Here is a 16,246-nt window from a genome sequence, read left to right as displayed (position 1 = left end):
TCAAGCCCATGTTCCGGCTCAGGCTCCCATGGCGCCGCTCACGCCCCCGTGGCCCCGTCGATCCGCTCCCGGATGAGGTCGGCGTGGCCGTTGTGGCGCGCGTACTCCTCGATCATGTGGATGTAGATCCACCGGAGGTCGAACTCCTTGTTGCGGTGGGGCGCGAAGCCGAGGTCGTCCAGCGACCGCCCGCGCACGATGTCCCGGGCCGCGGCGATCTCCGCCTGCCACGTGGCGTACGCCTCCTCCCAGCTGTCCTCCGCGGTGACGTTGTGGTCCCCGTCCGGGTCCGCGTCGGTGTAATAGATCGGCGGGGCGTCCTCGCGGGCGAGGCAGCGGCGGAACCAACTGCGCTCGACGTCGGCCATGTGCCGGACGAGGCCCATGAGGCTCAGCGTCGACGGGGGCACGGAGGCTTCGCGCAGTTGCGCCTCGTCCAGGCCGGCGACTTTGTGGGCCAGCGTGGCGCGGTGGAAGTCGAGCCAGCCCTCCAGGGCGGTGCGCTCGTCGGCGATCGTGGGGGGCTCGGGGCGTTCAGTGCTGATCATGGCGGTCATCCTCCCGCCCGGCCGCCCGCCCCGCCAAGGGTTTTCCCGTCCCCGGCGCTCCCCGCGAGCACGCCGCGCAACAGCCCGCGGACGCTCGCCCTCAGCCCCGCTCTCGTACGCCCGTATGCTTCACAAACGAAGGCACGCACCAGGGAGGCGCTGTGAAGGTCGGCTGCATCGGGCTCGGGGACATCGCGCAGAAGGCGTACCTTCCGGTACTCGCCGCACAGCCCGGGCTCGAACTCCACCTCCACACCCGTACCGCCGCCACCGTCCGGCGCGTCGCCGGCACCCACCGCATCCCGGACGCGCAGTGCCACACCGAGCTGGACTCCCTGCTCGACGCCGGCCTCGACGCGGCCTTCGTCCACGCGGCGACCGCCGCCCACCCCGGGCTCGTCACCCGCCTCCTCGAAGCGGACGTCCCGGTCTACGTCGACAAGCCCCTGGCCTACGACCTCGCCACGAGCGAGCGGCTCGTCGGGCTCGCCCGCGACCGGGGGGTGAGCCTGGCGGTCGGCTTCAACCGCCGCTACGCCCCCTGCTACACCCAGTGCCTCGACCACCCGCGCGACCTGATCCTGATGCAGAAGAACCGCATCGGGCTCCCCGAGGACCCGCGCACGCTGGTGCTCGACGACTTCATCCACGTCGTCGACACCCTCCGCTTCCTCGTCCCCGGCGCCGTCGACCACGTGGACGTCCGCGCCCGGGTCCGCGAGGGCCTCCTGCACCACGTCGTGCTCCAGCTCTCCGGCGACGGCTTCACGGCCATCGGCACCATGAACCGGATGAGCGGCTCCGCCGAGGAGGTCCTGGAGGTCTCCGGGCAGGACACCAAGCGGCAGGTGGTCAACCTCGCCGAGGTGATCGACCACAAGGGGCAGCCCAGCATCCGCCGCCGCGGCGACTGGGTGCCCGTCTCCCGCCAGCGCGGCATCGAGCAGGCCGTCCTCGCCTTCCTCGACGCCGTACGGGCGGGCAAGCACCTCGACGCCGAGGACGCGCTGCGCACCCACGAGCTGTGCGAACGCGTCGTCAGGGACGCCCTGGACCAGGCTTCCTGACCCGCCGTCGGAAGGCTGTGGCGCCTCCGGCGGCGCACGTGCCGGCCAGGACCGCCACGGAGGCCAGGATGACCCAGTCGCCGTACTGCACGTAGGGGCTGGTGCCGCCGGCCAGCGGCACGTCGCGGACGACGGCCGCGCTGCGGTCCGTGCCGAGCGGCGGGCCGACCGCCCGGCCGCGCGGGTCGGCCACCGTGCTCACTCCGGTCAGCGTCGCGTGCACCACCGGCCGCCAGGTCTCGGCGGCCCGCAGCGCGGCGAGCGAGGCGTGCTGCCACGGGGCCCAGCCGTTCTGGAACGTCGAGGTGGAGGACTGCGCGACGATCACCTGGGCTCCGTCGCGCGCCAGTTGCCGGCTCATGTCGGGGAACGCCGACTCGAAGCACACCAGCGGGCCGACGCGCAGGCCCCGCGGCGCGGCGGGGGACGCCGGCAGCCGCATCACCACCTGGTGGTCGCCGCGCTTGCGGTCCTCGCCGGCCGCCTTGCCCACAGAGGTGGCCCAGCCCAGCAGCGAGCGCGCCGGCACGTACTCCCCGAAGGGCACGAGCCGCATCTTGTCGTAGCGGTCCCCGGTCGGCCCGCCGGGGCCGACGAGCACCGAACTCTTGAAGATGCCGGGCCGGTCCGAGCGGCGCGCGTCCACGTTGACCAGCAGGTCCGCGCCCACCGTGCGGGACAGCGCCGTGAGCCGGTCGCGGAGGTCCGGGTGCTCCGTGAGGTCGCCGCCGACGCTGCTCTCGCCCCACACCACGAGGTCCACCCGCTGCCCGGCCAGCCCCCGGGTGAGCTCCTCCTCGCGCTCGAACCGGCGCTGGACGCTGCCCGTCCCGTCGACGACCCCCGGCTGCACGAGCGCGATCCGGACAGTGCCCGCGGTGCGCGGCGAAGGCGCCCACATCCACACCCCGGCGACGACCGCTGTAACGGCCACCAGACCGACTAGTCCGGTGATACGCCCGCGAGAACCCCAAATGACCGTGGAAATGGCGGTGTTGAGGGCCACGAGGAGGAAACTAACCAGCCAGATCCCGCCTACAGAAGCGAGCTTCAGGGCGGGTGCCACCTGCCACTGGCTCGCCCCGAACAGCCCCCACGGACCGCCCAAATACTCCCATGAACGGGCAAGTTCGACCATCAACCAGCCGGAAGGAATGGCGAGAAGGGCCACCGCGGCGCGCGCGGGGCCGGGGGAACCGCTCAGCAGTCGCTGCACCAGCACGCCCCACGGCGCCCACAGCAGCCCCAGCAGCGCCGCCAGCACGAGGATGAAGACGTGCAGACTCGGCAGCAGCCAGTGGTGCACCGCCAGCAGGAATCCGCCACCGCCGAGCCAGCCGTCGAGCGCCGCACGCCGCGCGCCCGGCGCCGTACGGATCAGCGACAGCCAGGGCACGAGGGCCACGTAGGCCAGCCACCACAGCGACGGCGTGGGAAAAGTGAGCGCGGGCAGCGCTCCCGCCACCACCGCCGCAGCCGCTCGCGGCCAGGGCCGGGCCGGCAGCCGGGCGTACGGGCCTTCCGGCGGTCGCATCGTCATGGCGTGCCTCCCTGGGCCCGAACCGTCACCGGTGCCGTAGATCATCGATCATCAGTCCGCCCAACGTATGAGCGGGATCCGGCCAACCCTTGCGTTTTCGAACATCGGAGGATCATGGGGAAAAAACTCCGACATCGGGGTGCAATATTCCACCGCCGCCACTCATCGGAAAAGCTCCTTTGGCCGGGTCCGATCAGAAACGATCCGAAGTGAGCCTTGCATCCCGCGCTGGAAAGGTGTGACCGGGTATGCGCCGCGGGTTATCCCCGGTCCACCATGGGCAGGTACCGCGCAAAAGTGGACAGGAACGCTGCGAGCCGGCCTGGGGAGGCGCCGTGACGGGCGTGCGAGAGCGCATTGCAGTACAGCCCTTGGAGATCGTGCCCTTCTACTGCCCGATACCACCGGCGGTTCACCCGTGCGTCCGGGAGATCGACCGCACCTCGATCGACTGGATGCTCCAGCAGCAGCTCGACTCCTCCGCCCACCAGCGGCAGCGCCTCGCACGCTGCGACTTCGGCGGCCTCACGGCCCGGACCATGCCCTACGGGCAGCCCGGACCGCTCACCGTCGTGGCCAAGCTCCACGCCGTGCTGTTCTCCCTCGACGACGCCCTGTGCGACGAGTCGACCGCCACCGCCCACGGCCTGGCGCACACGACCTCCCGCATCATGCGCGTCCTGGAAGCACCGCTGCCGACGTGGCCGGATGACTCGCCCCACGCCGCGGCGCTGCGGACCGTCCGCCTGGAGCTGGCCGGGTACGCGACTCCGGCCCAGCTGCGCCGCTGGACCGAAGGCATGCGCACCTACCTGACCGGGCTGGTGTGGGAGGCCGCCTGCCGCCGCGACCGGGCCCTGCCGTCCGTGAACGACTACGCCGCCATGTGGATGCGCGCCATCGGCATGGCGCCCTCCACGGCCCTGATGGACATCGCCGGAGGCTACGAGCTCGACGACCGCGACCTGGACCGGCCCGAGGTCCGGGCCCTCACCGAGATGACCTGGACGCTCGTCGCCTGGGACAACGACTTCTACTCACGGAACAAGGAGATCCAGCGTGCCGGCGACAACCTCAACCTGATCGACGTCCTCGCCCAGGAGCGGGGCTGGGAGCCCGCCCGCGCCCAGGAAGAGGCCATGGCGATGCGCGACCGCGTCATGACGCTCTTCCTGCGCTTACGCGAACAGATCTGGCCCCGGGCCGGAGTGGAGCTGCGCTGCTATCTCGTGGCGCTGGGCCACTTCGTCCGCGGGCACCTGGACTGGGCCTCGGGCTGCGCCCGCTACCAGGATCCGTACGGGACCGCCGCCGACGCGGAGTGGTGGAAGCCGGCCCCGTCGGACGACAGCCCGGACCCGCTGCCCGTCCCCGCCATCGCCTGGTGGTGGGACCAGCTCGACTCCGGCCGCTACCGGCGCAGCAGCAGCCGCCGCAGCGACCTCCACCACGAGCGCCGCGAACCGGAGGCCTCCGGGCCGTCGGTGCGGGCCGGAGGAGCCGGGGGGATGGCCGGCTGCTCGGCCCGCTCCGGCTGAGCCGGGGCGGGCGGCTCCGGCACGGGCGCCACCGTCTCCTCGGGAGGCAGTGGCGCCCGCGCCGTGAACCGGACCGGCAGCCCGGTCAGGTGACGGGACATCAGGGTGGAGCGGTAGGCCAGGTCCGGCTCCTCCACGGCGAGGGTGAGGTCCGGCAGCCGCAGCATCAGGGCGTCGATGCCCTCGCCCGCGATCGCCCGGCCCACGTCCTGCCCCGGGCACTCGTGCTGCCCCCCGCTGAAGGCCAGGTGCGAGCGGTTGCCGTGGACGGGGGCGTCGGGGTCGGGGCGGATCACCGTGTCCATGTTGGCGGCGGCCAGCCCCAGGACCAGGGCGTCCCCTTCCTTGATCTGCTGGCCCGCCAGCTCCGTGTCCTGCGTCGCCCAGCGGCCCAGGATCGTGATGAACGGCGGCTCGTCCCACAGGACCTGCTCGACCGCGTCCGGCAGCGTCATGTGCCCGCCTGCCAGGGAGGCCTGGAAGCGGTGGTCGGTGAGCACCATCTTCAGGGTGTTCGCGATGAGGTTCGCCGTGGTCTCGAAGGCGGCGATCAGCACCAGCCGCAGGTGCTGCTGCACCTCGTCGTCCGACAGGCCGGCGGGGTGCTCCAGCAGCCAGCTGGTGAAGTCGGCGCCCGGCTCGACGCGCTTGCGCGCCACCAGCTTGCGCAGCGTCTCCTGGACGAACTCGTTGCTCGCGATCGCCGTCTCGGTGCCCTTGATCATGTCGCGGGCGGCGTTGACCAGCTGGGGGCTGTACGCCTCCGGCATGCCCAGCAGCTGTGTCATCGCCATCATGGGCAGCTGCTCGGCGAACTCGTGCACCAGATCGGCCCGGCCCGAGGCGCAGAAGCGGTCCACGAGCTGGTTCGCGTACTGCGTGACGTGGCGGCGGATGCCGCGCTTGTCGAAGCGGGCGATGCTGTCGTTGACGGCGCCGCGCCAGCGCTCGTGCTGCCGCCCGTCGGCGAAGACGCAGATCGGCTGCCAGGTGGTGATCGGGGCCAGCGGATGGGTCGGGGCCACGCGGCCCTCGCGCGCCTCGATCCACCGCCGGGAGTCGCGGGAGAAGCGCGAGGGGGTGCGCGCCACGTCGAGGTTCTCGCGGTAGCCGAGGACGAGCCAGGCCGGGACGTCGTCGTGCAGCAGGACGGGCGCCACCTGGCCGTGCTTCTGGCGCAGCCGCTCGTACAGCGCCATCGGGTCGGCCTCGGCCTCCGGGCCGTAGAGCCGGGTGACGCCCCCGGGGCCGGTGGCGTGCGCGGGGCACTGCGGGGGAGGAGCGGCCGGGGAGGTGGTGCGGGGACGTTCGTAAGGCAAGGTCACTGGTGCTCCGTGGAGGCGGTGGTGAGCGTGTAGAGGTAGCGCATGAGGGTGAGCAGGGTGTCGCGGCAGGACGCGCGGTCGCGGGCGTCGCAGTCGACCATGGGCACCGATTCGTCGAGGTCCATGGCCGCGCGGAGCTGCTCCATCGGGTATCTGGGGGCCTGGGGGAAGCGGTTGACGCCGACGACGAACGGCACTCCCTTCTCCTCCAGGCGCCCGATGACGTCGTAGCTGACGTCCATGCGGCGGGTGTCGAGGAGGACGACCGCACCGAGGGCGCCCTCGAACAGGCCGTTCCACAGGAACCAGAAGCGCTCCTGGCCGGGGGTGCCGAACAGATACAGCACCAGCTGGTCGTTGATGCTGATCCGGCCGAAGTCCATGGCCACGGTCGTCTCGGTCTTGTGCTCGATCCCGGCGATGTCGTCCACGCCGACACCGGCCTGGGTCATCGTCTCCTCGGTGGTCAGCGGCCGGATCTCGCTGACGGAGCCCACCAGGGTCGTCTTGCCGACCCCGAACCCGCCGACGATGACCACCTTGACGGCCGCGGTGGCCGAGGCCGGCAGCACGTCCTCGCTGCGCGGCCCCGCATGGGTCTCCAGCCCCGGGGAGTCAGAGCTTCTGTAGTCCATTCATCACCGCCTCCAGAAGTTGTACGTCGGGCAGCGCCGCCGCCGGGACCGGTGGGCGGGCCTCCACGTGCCGGCCCGCGACCAGCTCCGTGAGCAGCAGGGTCAGGGTGCTGACCGGCAGCTCCAGATAGGCCGATATCTCGGCGACGGAGAGCGGGTAGTCGCACATCCTGACGATGGCGGCGTGCTCGGGCTGGAGGCCGGGGTCGGCCTCGGACCGGGAGACGATCAGCGTCACCAGGTCGAGCTCCGTCTTCCGCTCCGCGCGGGCCTGGCCTCCGGTGAGGATGTACAGCCGGTCGGGGCTGCCGGGCGCCGTCGGGGAGCCGGGTCCCTCCGTGCTCATGTCACCGACCCGCCGACCCGCGGCGGGCTGGTGAGGTGCGAACCGATGCGGGCCACCAGATCCCGCATCCGCATGCCCATCAGCTCGGCGTCCACGTCGTCGTCGGCCAGCACCGCCAGGAAGGCCCCGGCCCCGGCGGCCATCAGATAGAAGAACCCGCCGTCGACCTCGATCACGACCAGGCGCATCTGCCCGTCCCCGTGCGGGAATTCACCGGCGATCGCCGTCGAGAGGCTCTGCAGTCCGGCACAGGCGGCGGCCAGGCGGTCGGCGGCGTCCGGATCGGTGCCGTGCTGAGCCATGCGCAGGCCGTCCGAGGACAGCACGATCACGTGGCGGGTCTGCGGAACACTGGTTGCCAGGTCCTTGAGCATCCAGTCCATGTTGAACCGCGGCTGCGTCACTTGGCTACTCTTCCTTGTCCGACGGGATATCACTGTTCACCCGGCCGGGGTCCGGCTCCAGGGACTCCCCGTTGATGCCGCGGTTGAAGGCGGCCAGCCACATCCCGGGCTGCTTGGGGGCCTCTTCCGGAGCGGCCGGCGCGGCGGGCGGGGCCGGCGGCCGGTCCCGCCGTTCGGCCGCGCCCCGGCCGAACGGGAGCGGCGCGGGGCCGCGGCGGCGCCGCCGCTGCGGCAGCCCGCTGTCGCCGAGCGGCGGCGGGATGGGGTGCTCCATCATCGGCGGGGGCGTCTGCGGAGCGGGCGGGGGGATCTTCTGGCCCGGGCGGCGCTTGGACTTGATGGGCGGGAGCTTGGCCGCGCGGGCGATGTCGCCGCCGGGGTGCTTGCTGGCGGTGATCAGGTCCATGGGGATGACGAGCACGGCCCGGACCCCGCCGTAGGCGGAGGGGCGCAGCGACACCAGGAAGTTGTACGTACGGGCGAGCCGGCTGACCACCGCGAGGCCGAGCCGCGGCGCCTCGCCCAGGTCGTCGAGGTCGAGGTCGCCCTCGCGGGAGAGGACGCGGTCGGTGCGGCGGCGCGCCTCGTCGGTCAGGCCGACGCCGGCGTCCTCGATCTCGACCGCGATGCCGGACTGGATGTCCACGGCGGTCAGGTGCACCCGGGTCTGCGGGGGGGAGTAGCGGGTGGCGTTGTCCAGCAGCTCGGCCAGGGCGTGGATGACCGGCTCGACGGCGGGCCCGACGACGGCGACGTCGGCCACCGAGTGGAGGTCGACGCGGCGGTACTCCAGGATCCGCGACATGGCGCCGCGCAGCACGTTGTAGAGGGGGATCTCGTTCTTCCACTGGCGGCCGGGGCGGGAGCCGCCGAGGACGGCGATGCTGTCGGCGAGGCGGCCGGTCAGGGCGTTGCCGTGGTCGAGGTGGAGGAGGTCGCCGAAGACGTCCGGATCGTTGCCGTGCTTGTGCTCCATCTCCCGGACGTCGTAGGCCTGTTGGTGGACGATGGCCTGCATGCGGCGGGCGATGTTGACGAAGGCGCGCTGCGCGGCGTCGCGCAGCCCCTCCTCCGCCTGCACGGCCTCGATGACGGACTTCAGCACGGACCGGTGGGCGGCCGCGTAGCCGGGTTCGAGTTCGTGGACGGGGAGGGTGTGGCGGAGCACGACCTCGGTGGGGGCGCCGCGCTGGAGGAGGTGGACGGCCCGGGGCAGCAGCTCCTTGGCCAGCCGCCGGGTCTCCGCCTCGTGCTGGTCGAGCTGGTACCGCAGGGCGGCCTCCTGCTCGGTGCAGCGGCGCCGCAGGGCCGCGATGACCCGTCCCCGCCGGGCGGCCTCGGAGCTTGCCAGCGCCACCGCGACCGTGGCGGACGCTCCGCACCAGGCCACGGGGACGCGGGCGTCGGGAGCCGCGGCGAGGACGGCCGCTCCCGTGCACACGGCCAGGACCAGGGGGGAGATCAGCCATATCAGAGCGGAGACGGGCCGCCGTTGAACTGACGAGCCGGTACCAACCATCGGGATCCTCGGAACTCTTTAAGAGGGCGTATCTGCATCGGGGCCCGGCGCGCGGTATTCCCCGGATGTCTGCCGCGGGGAACGGCGCGGGCGCAGCACTTGTGCGCACCGTGAAGTAGTCGCCACAACCCGCTGCGCGACATGGAGCGTAGCCGGTCGCGCGGGGCTCCGGCGCGAAGTTGTCATATTCCCGGATCGGCCTGACGTGGGAATTCGAAAGGCTCCATAATGGCCTCACGCTTCGAATTCCGAATGTGCTTGCGAAACGTATGAATATCTGTTCGGCACGCGTGGGGCGTGTTTCCCGTGGGGTCCCCGTGGTGCGCGGGGGCGCCGGAGACGGCCGGGGCGAGGTCACGCTCCCGGGTGGTCCGTCCGCCGAACCCTGCCCCTGGCCTCACGGACGGGGCTAGGCTCGCTCCACCACATCTTCCGGGGAGACAACGCCATGTCAGGGCATCAGCGTGAACAGAACGCATCCGCCGCCCTGTTCGAGCGGAAGCTCGAGCTGCAAGCCGCCGATGAAGCGGTGCAAAGGCTGTGCGGGACTGCGACCGAAGGGCGGTCCCGGCTCGGCGGCCTGCTGCTCTACAGGGGCGAAGCGGGCCTGGGGAAAACGGCGTTGCTCGCCGAGACGCGCAGGAAGGCCATGGGGGAGGGCAAGTGCACCGTCCTCTTCGCCCGCGGCAGCGAGTCCACGCAGCCCGTCCCCTTCCACGTCGTCCGCCAGCTGTTCCAGCCGGTGCTGGCGCCGATCTCCGAGCCCGAGCGCAGGGAGCTGCTCGCCGGCTGGTACGAGATCGCCGGCCCCGCCCTGGGCATCGTCCCGCCGGTCGGCCAGCAGGACCCGCAGGGCGTCCGTGACGGCATCGACTTCCTCGTGACCAAGCTCGCCCGGCGCCCCGAGCCTCTGGTGATGCTGATCGACGACGCGCACTGGGCCGACGCCGAATCCCTCACCTGGCTCGGGTACTTCGCCGCGCGGCTGCGCGAGACGCCCCTGCTCGCGGTCATCTCCTACCGTCCCGAGGAGCTGTCCGACGTCCCACCCGTCTTCCACGACCTGGTCGCCACGCGCGGCGCCCGCCCTGTGGAGCTGCGCCCCCTCACGCCGGAATCGGTCAACCGGCTGGTGTGCAACGCCTTCCCGGATCATTCCGACGCCCCCTTCTGCCGTGAGGTCTGGGCCGTCACCGGCGGAAACCCCTACGAAACCGTCGAGTTGATCGCCAAGGCCAAGGACCGGGGCCTCAAACCGGTCGAGGAGTCGGCCCCTCTCCTGCGCGATCTCGGCGCCGCCTCCCGCGGCAGCGGACTGGTGGCCCGCCTGGAGCGGCTCGGCCCCGCCGTCACCCGCTTCGCCTGGGCGTCGGCCGTCCTCGGCACCGAGATCCAGCCGTCCCTGGCCGCCAACCTCGCGGGCATGGGCCCGGCCCAGGCGGCCGAGTGCGCGGACAAGCTGCGGCACGCCCGTATCCTCGCCGGCGCCATCGACCTCGAATTCGTCCACCCGCTGATCGCGACCGCCATCTACGCCTCGATCCCGCCCGCCACCCGCACCGCCATGCACGGGCAGGCGGCCTGGTCCGTCACCGAGGCGGGCCTGGGCGCCGCGGCGGCCTCGCGCCACCTGCTGGAGGTCCACCCCGACCACGACTCCGAGCTGGTAGAGCAGTTGCGCGTCGCCGCCCGCGAGCACCTGGCGGTCGGCGCGCCCGACGCGGCCCGCCGCTGTCTGGAGCGCGCCCTCCAGGAGCCGCCGCCCGAGGAGGAGCGGGCCGCGGTCCTCTACGAGCTGGGCTGCTCCGCGCTGCTCACCTCGCCGCCGACCACCGTCAACCACCTCAGGACGGCGCTCTCCCTGCCGCACCTCACCGAGGAGCTGCGGCTCGAAGCCACCTACCGGCTCTCCCAGGCCTACGCGCACAACAGCCAGCTGCGCGAGGCCGCCGCGGTCGTCAAGGAGCAGGCCGACCGCACCCCGCCCGGCCCCGGGCGGATGCGCCTGCAAGCGGCGCACTATCTGTGGCAGGGCATCCAGGTGGAGGAGCAGGACTCCCTGGCGCGTTCGCGCCGCATCGCGGAGCTCGCCGAGCCGCTCCCCGGCCGGGACAACACCGAGCGCACCCTGCTCGCGCTGCGCGGCTTCGACTGCATGATCCGCGGTGAGGACGCCGTGCAGGTCGTCGAGTACATGGAGCGCGCCCTCGTGGAGGGCCGGCTCGCCGACGGCATGGGCTGGACCAACACCGAGTGGGGCTTCGAGGTCCCCAGCATCATCGGCATCACCCTCGCCTACACCGACCGGCTCGACCAGTCCGAGGAGCTCTTCAAGGAAGCCGTGACGGCTTTCGAGGTCTCCGGCTGGAGCGGTGGGCACCTCGCCTTCGCGCACGACTTCCTGGGTCTGGTCTTCCGCCGCCGCGGCGAGCTGGACGAGGCCGAGGCGTTCCTGCGCGAAGGGCTGCGGCTGGGCAAGCGCCTCGGCCCGGGTCTGCCGATCCACTGGGACGGCGCGTGCCTGCTGATCGACACGCTGCTGGCCCGCGGCCGGGTCGACGAGGCCCAGGCCTTCGCCGAGGAGAACGGTTTCCGGGCGCCGTACACACCTGCCATCGTGCTGCCCGACGCCGCGTCCCTGGCCGGGCGGCTGCTGCTCGCCCAGGGTCGCAAGAAGGAGGCGGTCGCGGAGCTGGAGGCCGCCGGGCGCAAGCTGGAGGAGCGCGGCCGGCACAACACCATCTGGGCTCCGTGGGCGCTCGACCTGGCCGTCGCCGTGGCCGACGAGGACCCGGAGCGGGCCCGTACGCTCGCCGACAAGGCGGTCCGGCACGCGGCGGTGTTCGGTACGGACACGGCGGTCGGTGACGCCCTGCGCCGGGCGGCCCTCGTCGCCGAGCCGCACGAGGCCCTGGTGAAGCTGGAGAAGGCCGTGGTGCACCTGCGCCGCTCGCCGTGCAAGTACGAGCTCACGGAGGCCCTGGTCGCCCACGGCGTGGCGTTGCTGGAGGCGGGGAAGCTGCCCGAGGCGGCCGAGCGGCTGCGGGAGGGCCTGGAGGCGGCCGAGCAGTGCGCGGCGGACGGGCTGGTGGCGACTGCCCGCAAGGCTCTGGCCTCGGCGGTCTGCGAGGGCGTCGCACCGGCCGGTGACACGGTGCGGTGAGCGTGGCGGGTCCGCGCCGGTGCTGATCGGCGCGGACCGGCCGGTCCGGGGTCACGAGGCGGCGCGGCGGCCGCTCTTCCTGGTCGCCGCCGTCTTCTTGGCGGTCTTGGCCGTGGTGCTCTTGGCGGTGGTCTTCCTGCCCGTGGAGGCGGTGGAGGCCGCCGCCGTCTTTTTGGCGGCCGTGCGTTTTTGCGGCTCCGCCGCCTTCTTCGCGGTGCCGCGGGCCGTCTTCCCCGCCGCTGCCGTCTTCTTGGCGCCCCTTCCCGGCCGTTCCGTCTTGTCGCCGGGCTTGCGCGCCGCGCTGTCGATGGAGGCCTGGAGGGCGGCCATCAGGTCGATGACGTTGTCCGGCGCGGGTGCCGTCTCCTTCTTGGGGACCGGGCGGTCGGACAGGTGGGCGTTGATGAGCTCGCCCAGGGCGATCTCGTACTCGTCCTCCAGCCCCTCCAGGTCGAACTCCTCGGAGAGGGTGTCCATCAGGCTCGTGGCCATCTTCAGCTCCTGCGGCCGCACCGTGACCGAGGAGGGCGGGGCCAGGTCGCCGGCGTCGCGGATCTCGTCCGGCCAGTACATGGTGTGCAGCGTGAGCAGGTCGCCGTGGACCCGCAGCAGGGCCAGGGACTCCCGGGTGCGCAGTGCGATCTTGGTGACGGCGACGCGTTCGGTCTGCTTGAGGGTCTCGCGGAGCAGGACGTAGGGCTTCTGGGCCGCCGCGCTCTCGGGCGCCAGGTAGTAGCCGCTGGACAGCTGGAGGGGGTCGATCCTGCCGGCGTCGACGAAGGCGAGCACGTCGATGAGCTTCTTGCTGGGCAGCGGCAGTCCGGCCAGCTCGTCCTGGGTGACGACGGCGGTGTGCCCCTCGTCGTCCTGGTAGCCCTTGGCGATGTGCTCGTAGTCGACCTGCTCGTCGCAGACCTCGCAGACGCGCTTGAGGTGGATCCGGCCGCCGTCCTTGTCGTGGACCTGGTGCAGGCGGAGGCCGTGTTCCTGGACGGCGGCGTAGAGCCGTACCGGCACGGACACCAGTCCGAAGCCGATCGCACCTTTCCACATGGTCCGCATAGTTTTATCCCTCCGCGGGGAATTCCTACCTTATGTCTGTCTCTCCCGAGCGGCAGGCGGTGGAGATCGAGGGCCACCGGCTGGCCCTGACCCACCTCGACCGGGTGCTGTTCCCCGCGTCCGGCCACACCAAGGCGCAGGTCCTGCGGTACTACGCGCGGATCGCCCCGGTGATGGTGGCGCACACGGCCGACCGGCCCGCCTCGTTCGTCCGCGCCCCGGAGGGCCCCGGCGGGCAGAGCTGGATCGCCAAGAACCCGCCCGGCGGAGTTCCCCGGTGGGTGCGGGTGGTGCCCGTGGAGCACCGCGAGGGCGTCACCGAGCAGGTCGTGCTCGACACCACGGCCGCCCTGGTCGCGCTCGTCAACCTCGGCGCGTACGAGGTGCACGTCCCGCAGTGGACGGCGAGCGCGGGCCCCGACGGCCACGACCGGCTCGTCCTGGACCTGGACCCCGGCCCCGGCACCGACCTCGTGGTCTGCTGCCGGGTCGCCCAGCGGCTGCGCCAGCTCCTCGACGACGACGGCCTCACCGCCCACGCCGTCGTCTCCGGCTCCAAGGGCCTGCACCTGTACGCACCCGTGTACGCGGCGGCCGGGCGGGCGGCGGGCGGCTACGCCAAGGAGCTGGCGGCCCGCATGATGGGCGAGCACCCGGGCCTGGTCGTCGTGTCGATGGCGCGCGTCGAGCGCCGGGGGAAGGTGCTCATCGACTGGTCGCAGAACGCGAGCGCCAAGACCACGGCCGCCCCGTACACCGTGCGGCTGCGGGAGGGCGCACCCGGCGTCGCCGCCCCGGTCACCTGGGACGAGGTCGCCGCGTGCCGGGACCCTGCCGACCTCGCCTTCACCCCCGAGCAGGTGCTGGAGCGGGCGGAGACGTACGGCGACCTGCTGGCCCCGCTCACCGGCGACGCCACCCGCGCGCACCTCCCGTGACCGCCTCGCGTCAGCCGGGCCGGGGCTCTTCAGCCGAGCCGGGTCAGGTCGGGCCGCAGCCGGTGCCACACGGGATGGCGGAGGCGGCCCGCGGACGTCCAGCCGGAGAAGACGACCTCGGCGACGAGCCGGGGCTCGACCCAGTGCGCCCCCGGCACGTCGACGGGCCCCGAGAACGGCGGGTCCGCACGCGGGATCACCGACAGATACCGGGCGAGGTCCCGGCGTTCGCGCTCCGACAGCCCCGACCCCACGGACCCCGCGTACCGCAGCCCGCCCGGCTCCGCCACGCCCGCGAGGACCGCGCCGGGCAGCCCCGACAGCGCGCCGCGGCCCTCCGCCCAGCCCCCGATGACCACGTCGATCGTGACGACGTGCTTGGTCTTGCGCCATTCGGAGGACCGGATGCCGGGGGTGTAGACGGAGGTGAGCTTCTTCGCCACGACGCCCTCGAAGCCGCCTTCGAGCGTGGCGTGCCAGGCCTGCTGCGCGTGGCCCGCCACGTACGCGGGCACCGACCAGGCCGGGCCCGCGAGGCCGAGTCCGTCCAGGACGGCCCGCCGCTCGGCGTAGGGCAGGTCCAGCAGCGACCGGCCGCCGAGGTGCAGGACGTCGAAGAGCATGAGGCGGGCGGGGTACTCCGCCGCGAGGCGGGCCGCGCGGTGCGCGTCGGTGACGCCCATGCGGCGCTGGAGCAGGCCGAAGTCCGGCCGTCCGGCCTCGCCGAGGACGACGATCTCGCCGTCGAGGACCGCGGGCCGGCCGCGCAGGTGCCCGCCCAGGGCCCGCAGTTCGGGGTAGGTGACGCGGGCGTCGTTGCCGGCCCGGGTGACCGGCCGCACGGTGCCGTCGCCCGCGACGCCCACGACCAGGCGGATGCCGTCCCACTTGACCTCGAACGCCCAGGCCGCGTCCTCGCCCGCGGCCGGCAGCGGCCCCGGTGTCGCGAGCATCGGGCGGATCGCGGGCGGCGCGGCCGGGGCCCGCCCGGCGGTCGGGGTCATCGTCCGCCGCCTACCTCTTGCCCCGCGCCCATTCCAGCAGCTCGGGCGCCGTCCACGTGGTGATGATCCGGTCGGCGGGCACCCCGCACTCCTCGGCCCGGGCGCAGCCGTGGATCTGCCAGTCGAGCTGGCCCGGGGCGTGCGCGTCGCTGTCGATGGAGAACAGCACGCCCGCGTCGAGGGCCTGGCGGATCAGCCGGCGCGGCGGGTCCAGCCGCTCCGGCCGGCAGTTGATCTCCACGGCGGTGCCGAAGCGGGCGCACGCGGCGAAGACCATCGCCGCGTCGAACACCGACTCCGGCCGTCCCCGCCCGGCCGACAGCCGCCCGGTGCAGTGCCCGAGCACGTCCACGAGGGGGTTGGCGACGGCGCCGACCAGCCGGCGGGTCATGGCGTCCGCGTCCATGCGCAGCTTCGAGTGGACCGAGGCGACGACGACGTCGAGCTCGCCGAGCAGCCCCGGCTCCTGGTCGAGGGAGCCGTCGTCGAGGATGTCGCACTCGATGCCGCGCAGCAGCCGGAAGCCGTCGCCGAGGCGCTCGTTCACCTCGGCGACGACGCCGAGCTGGGCGCGCAGCCGCTCGGCCGTCAGGCCGCGGGCGATCGTCAGCCTGGGGGAGTGGTCGGTGAGCACCGCCCACTCGTGGCCGAGGTCCCGCGCCGCGCGCGCCATGGCCTCGATGGGGCTGCCGCCGTCGGACCAGTCCGAGTGCATGTGGCAGTCGCCGCGCAGGGCCGCGCGCAGTGCCTCGCCGCCTTCGGCCGGCGGCTCCCGCGCCGCTTCCTCTTCCAGGCCGGCCAGGTACGCGGGCACGCGCCCGGCCAGGGCCTCGGCCACGACGGCCGCGGTCTTGGGGCCGATGCCCTTCTCGGCGGTCAGTGTGCCGGCGGCCGCCCGCCGCCGCAGCTCCTCCTCCGGCAGCCCGGCGACCACCCCGGAGGCCGTGCGGAACGCCTTCACGCGGTACGTGGGCGCGTCCGCGCGCTCCAGCAGGAAGGCGATCCGGTCCAGCGCCTGCACCGGGTCCATCGCACCACCGCCTCCTCGCCCCGCGTCCTGCGGTGCGCGCTTCTCGTCCTACGGTGCGCGCTCCGCGGCGGGCGCGCATGCCGCGGGCCGCACACGCGGGTGAACTCGTGAGTAGGCGCCGGACGGG

At 73.0% G+C, this 16,246-nt stretch carries 13 protein-coding genes and 1 pseudogene; 4 read left to right on the top strand and 10 right to left on the bottom strand.

Annotation, left to right across the window (positions count from 1 at the left end; genetic code table 11):
* Positions 1-38: 38 nt before the first annotated feature.
* On the bottom strand, positions 39-545 hold the full coding sequence (locus D7231_RS28265) for a DinB family protein (RefSeq protein WP_120758434.1): 507 nt from the start codon (positions 543-545) through the stop codon (positions 39-41).
* Positions 546-709: 164 nt separating this feature from the next.
* Between D7231_RS28265 and D7231_RS28260 the strand changes: the two genes are divergently transcribed.
* Positions 710-1,615, top strand: coding sequence for a Gfo/Idh/MocA family protein (locus tag D7231_RS28260; RefSeq protein ID WP_120758397.1), 906 nt, complete (start codon positions 710-712; stop codon positions 1,613-1,615).
* Here D7231_RS28260 and lnt read toward each other — a convergent pair.
* Positions 1,587-3,149: an apolipoprotein N-acyltransferase gene (gene lnt, locus D7231_RS28255; RefSeq protein ID WP_120758433.1), complete on the bottom strand. Its 1,563-nt coding sequence runs from the start codon at positions 3,147-3,149 to the stop codon at positions 1,587-1,589. The genes D7231_RS28260 and lnt overlap by 29 nt on opposite strands.
* Positions 3,150-3,403: 254 nt before the next feature.
* Here lnt and D7231_RS37840 point away from each other — a divergent pair.
* Positions 3,404-4,303, top strand: a pseudogene (locus tag D7231_RS37840) (terpene synthase family protein); the annotation flags it as partial.
* 263 nt (positions 4,304-4,566) lie between these two features.
* Here D7231_RS37840 and D7231_RS28250 read toward each other — a convergent pair.
* The 5 genes from D7231_RS28250 to D7231_RS28230 are packed head-to-tail and all read right to left on the bottom strand — an operon-like array spanning position 4,567 to position 8,922.
* A complete protein-coding gene (locus D7231_RS28250; protein ID WP_120758396.1) occupies positions 4,567-6,018 on the bottom strand; it encodes a cytochrome P450 in 1,452 nt (483 codons plus the stop codon).
* Positions 6,015-6,653 carry a GTP-binding protein gene (locus tag D7231_RS28245; RefSeq protein WP_120758395.1) on the bottom strand — a complete coding sequence of 213 codons (639 nt, stop codon included), beginning with the start codon at positions 6,651-6,653 and terminating at the stop codon, positions 6,015-6,017. Before D7231_RS28245 ends, D7231_RS28250 begins: the two co-directional genes overlap by 4 nt.
* Positions 6,634-6,999, bottom strand: coding sequence for a DUF742 domain-containing protein (locus tag D7231_RS28240; protein ID WP_120758394.1), 366 nt, complete (start codon positions 6,997-6,999; stop codon positions 6,634-6,636). The genes D7231_RS28245 and D7231_RS28240 overlap by 20 nt, the downstream gene beginning before the upstream one ends.
* Positions 6,996-7,382 carry a roadblock/LC7 domain-containing protein gene (locus D7231_RS28235; protein ID WP_206329087.1) on the bottom strand — a complete coding sequence of 129 codons (387 nt, stop codon included), beginning with the start codon at positions 7,380-7,382 and terminating at the stop codon, positions 6,996-6,998. The genes D7231_RS28240 and D7231_RS28235 overlap by 4 nt, the downstream gene beginning before the upstream one ends.
* A 25-nt stretch (positions 7,383-7,407) precedes the next feature.
* Complete coding sequence (locus D7231_RS28230; RefSeq protein ID WP_120758393.1) at positions 7,408-8,922, bottom strand: ATP-binding protein; 1,515 nt, start codon at positions 8,920-8,922, stop codon at positions 7,408-7,410.
* 448 nt (positions 8,923-9,370) lie between these two features.
* On the opposite strand from D7231_RS28230, the gene D7231_RS28225 reads away from it, so the two are divergent.
* Positions 9,371-12,085, top strand: a complete 2,715-nt coding sequence (locus D7231_RS28225) for an ATP-binding protein (protein WP_120758392.1) — start codon at positions 9,371-9,373, stop codon at positions 12,083-12,085.
* Positions 12,086-12,136: 51 nt separating this feature from the next.
* On the opposite strand, the gene ku is transcribed toward D7231_RS28225, so the two are convergent.
* Positions 12,137-13,138 carry a non-homologous end joining protein Ku gene (gene ku, locus D7231_RS28220; RefSeq protein WP_228775488.1) on the bottom strand — a complete coding sequence of 334 codons (1,002 nt, stop codon included), beginning with the start codon at positions 13,136-13,138 and terminating at the stop codon, positions 12,137-12,139.
* Positions 13,139-13,179: 41 nt separating this feature from the next.
* On the opposite strand from ku, the gene ligD (D7231_RS28215) reads away from it, so the two are divergent.
* On the top strand, positions 13,180-14,085 hold the full coding sequence (ligD, locus tag D7231_RS28215; protein WP_120758390.1) for a non-homologous end-joining DNA ligase: 906 nt from the start codon (positions 13,180-13,182) through the stop codon (positions 14,083-14,085).
* 29 nt (positions 14,086-14,114) lie between these two features.
* On the opposite strand, the gene ligD (D7231_RS28210) is transcribed toward ligD (D7231_RS28215), so the two are convergent.
* The gene (ligD, locus tag D7231_RS28210; RefSeq protein ID WP_120758389.1) at positions 14,115-15,089 is read right to left on the bottom strand and encodes a non-homologous end-joining DNA ligase; all 975 of its coding nucleotides are present in this window, start codon (positions 15,087-15,089) and stop codon (positions 14,115-14,117) included.
* 10 nt (positions 15,090-15,099) lie between these two features.
* The gene (locus D7231_RS28205) at positions 15,100-16,119 is read right to left on the bottom strand and encodes a PHP domain-containing protein (RefSeq protein WP_120758388.1); all 1,020 of its coding nucleotides are present in this window, start codon (positions 16,117-16,119) and stop codon (positions 15,100-15,102) included.
* Positions 16,120-16,246 lie beyond the last annotated feature (127 nt).

Origin of the sequence: Streptomyces klenkii, from assembly GCF_003626645.1 — a bacterium.
In the GTDB taxonomy this organism is placed as follows: domain Bacteria; phylum Actinomycetota; class Actinomycetes; order Streptomycetales; family Streptomycetaceae; genus Streptomyces; species Streptomyces klenkii.
Note: the sequence above shows the minus strand (reverse complement) of the source record. Positions and strands in the feature narration are given on the sequence as shown.

Excerpts from the sequence above, each read along its gene's own strand:
- lnt (WP_120758433.1), bottom strand. The coding sequence starts at position 3,149 with ATGCGACCGCCGGAAGGCCCGTACGCCCGGCTGCCGGCCCGGCCCTGG.
- D7231_RS28245 (WP_120758395.1), bottom strand. The coding sequence starts at position 6,653 with ATGGACTACAGAAGCTCTGACTCCCCGGGGCTGGAGACCCATGCGGGG.
- D7231_RS28225 (WP_120758392.1), top strand. The coding sequence starts at position 9,371 with ATGTCAGGGCATCAGCGTGAACAGAACGCATCCGCCGCCCTGTTCGAG.
- D7231_RS28230 (WP_120758393.1), bottom strand. The coding sequence starts at position 8,922 with ATGGTTGGTACCGGCTCGTCAGTTCAACGGCGGCCCGTCTCCGCTCTG.
- D7231_RS28240 (WP_120758394.1), bottom strand. The coding sequence starts at position 6,999 with ATGAGCACGGAGGGACCCGGCTCCCCGACGGCGCCCGGCAGCCCCGAC.
- ku (WP_228775488.1), bottom strand. The coding sequence starts at position 13,138 with ATGTGGAAAGGTGCGATCGGCTTCGGACTGGTGTCCGTGCCGGTACGG.
- ligD (WP_120758389.1), bottom strand. The coding sequence starts at position 15,089 with ATGACCCCGACCGCCGGGCGGGCCCCGGCCGCGCCGCCCGCGATCCGC.
- D7231_RS28235 (WP_206329087.1), bottom strand. The coding sequence starts at position 7,382 with ATGGACTGGATGCTCAAGGACCTGGCAACCAGTGTTCCGCAGACCCGC.
- ligD (WP_120758390.1), top strand. The coding sequence starts at position 13,180 with ATGTCTGTCTCTCCCGAGCGGCAGGCGGTGGAGATCGAGGGCCACCGG.
- D7231_RS28205 (WP_120758388.1), bottom strand. The coding sequence starts at position 16,119 with ATGGACCCGGTGCAGGCGCTGGACCGGATCGCCTTCCTGCTGGAGCGC.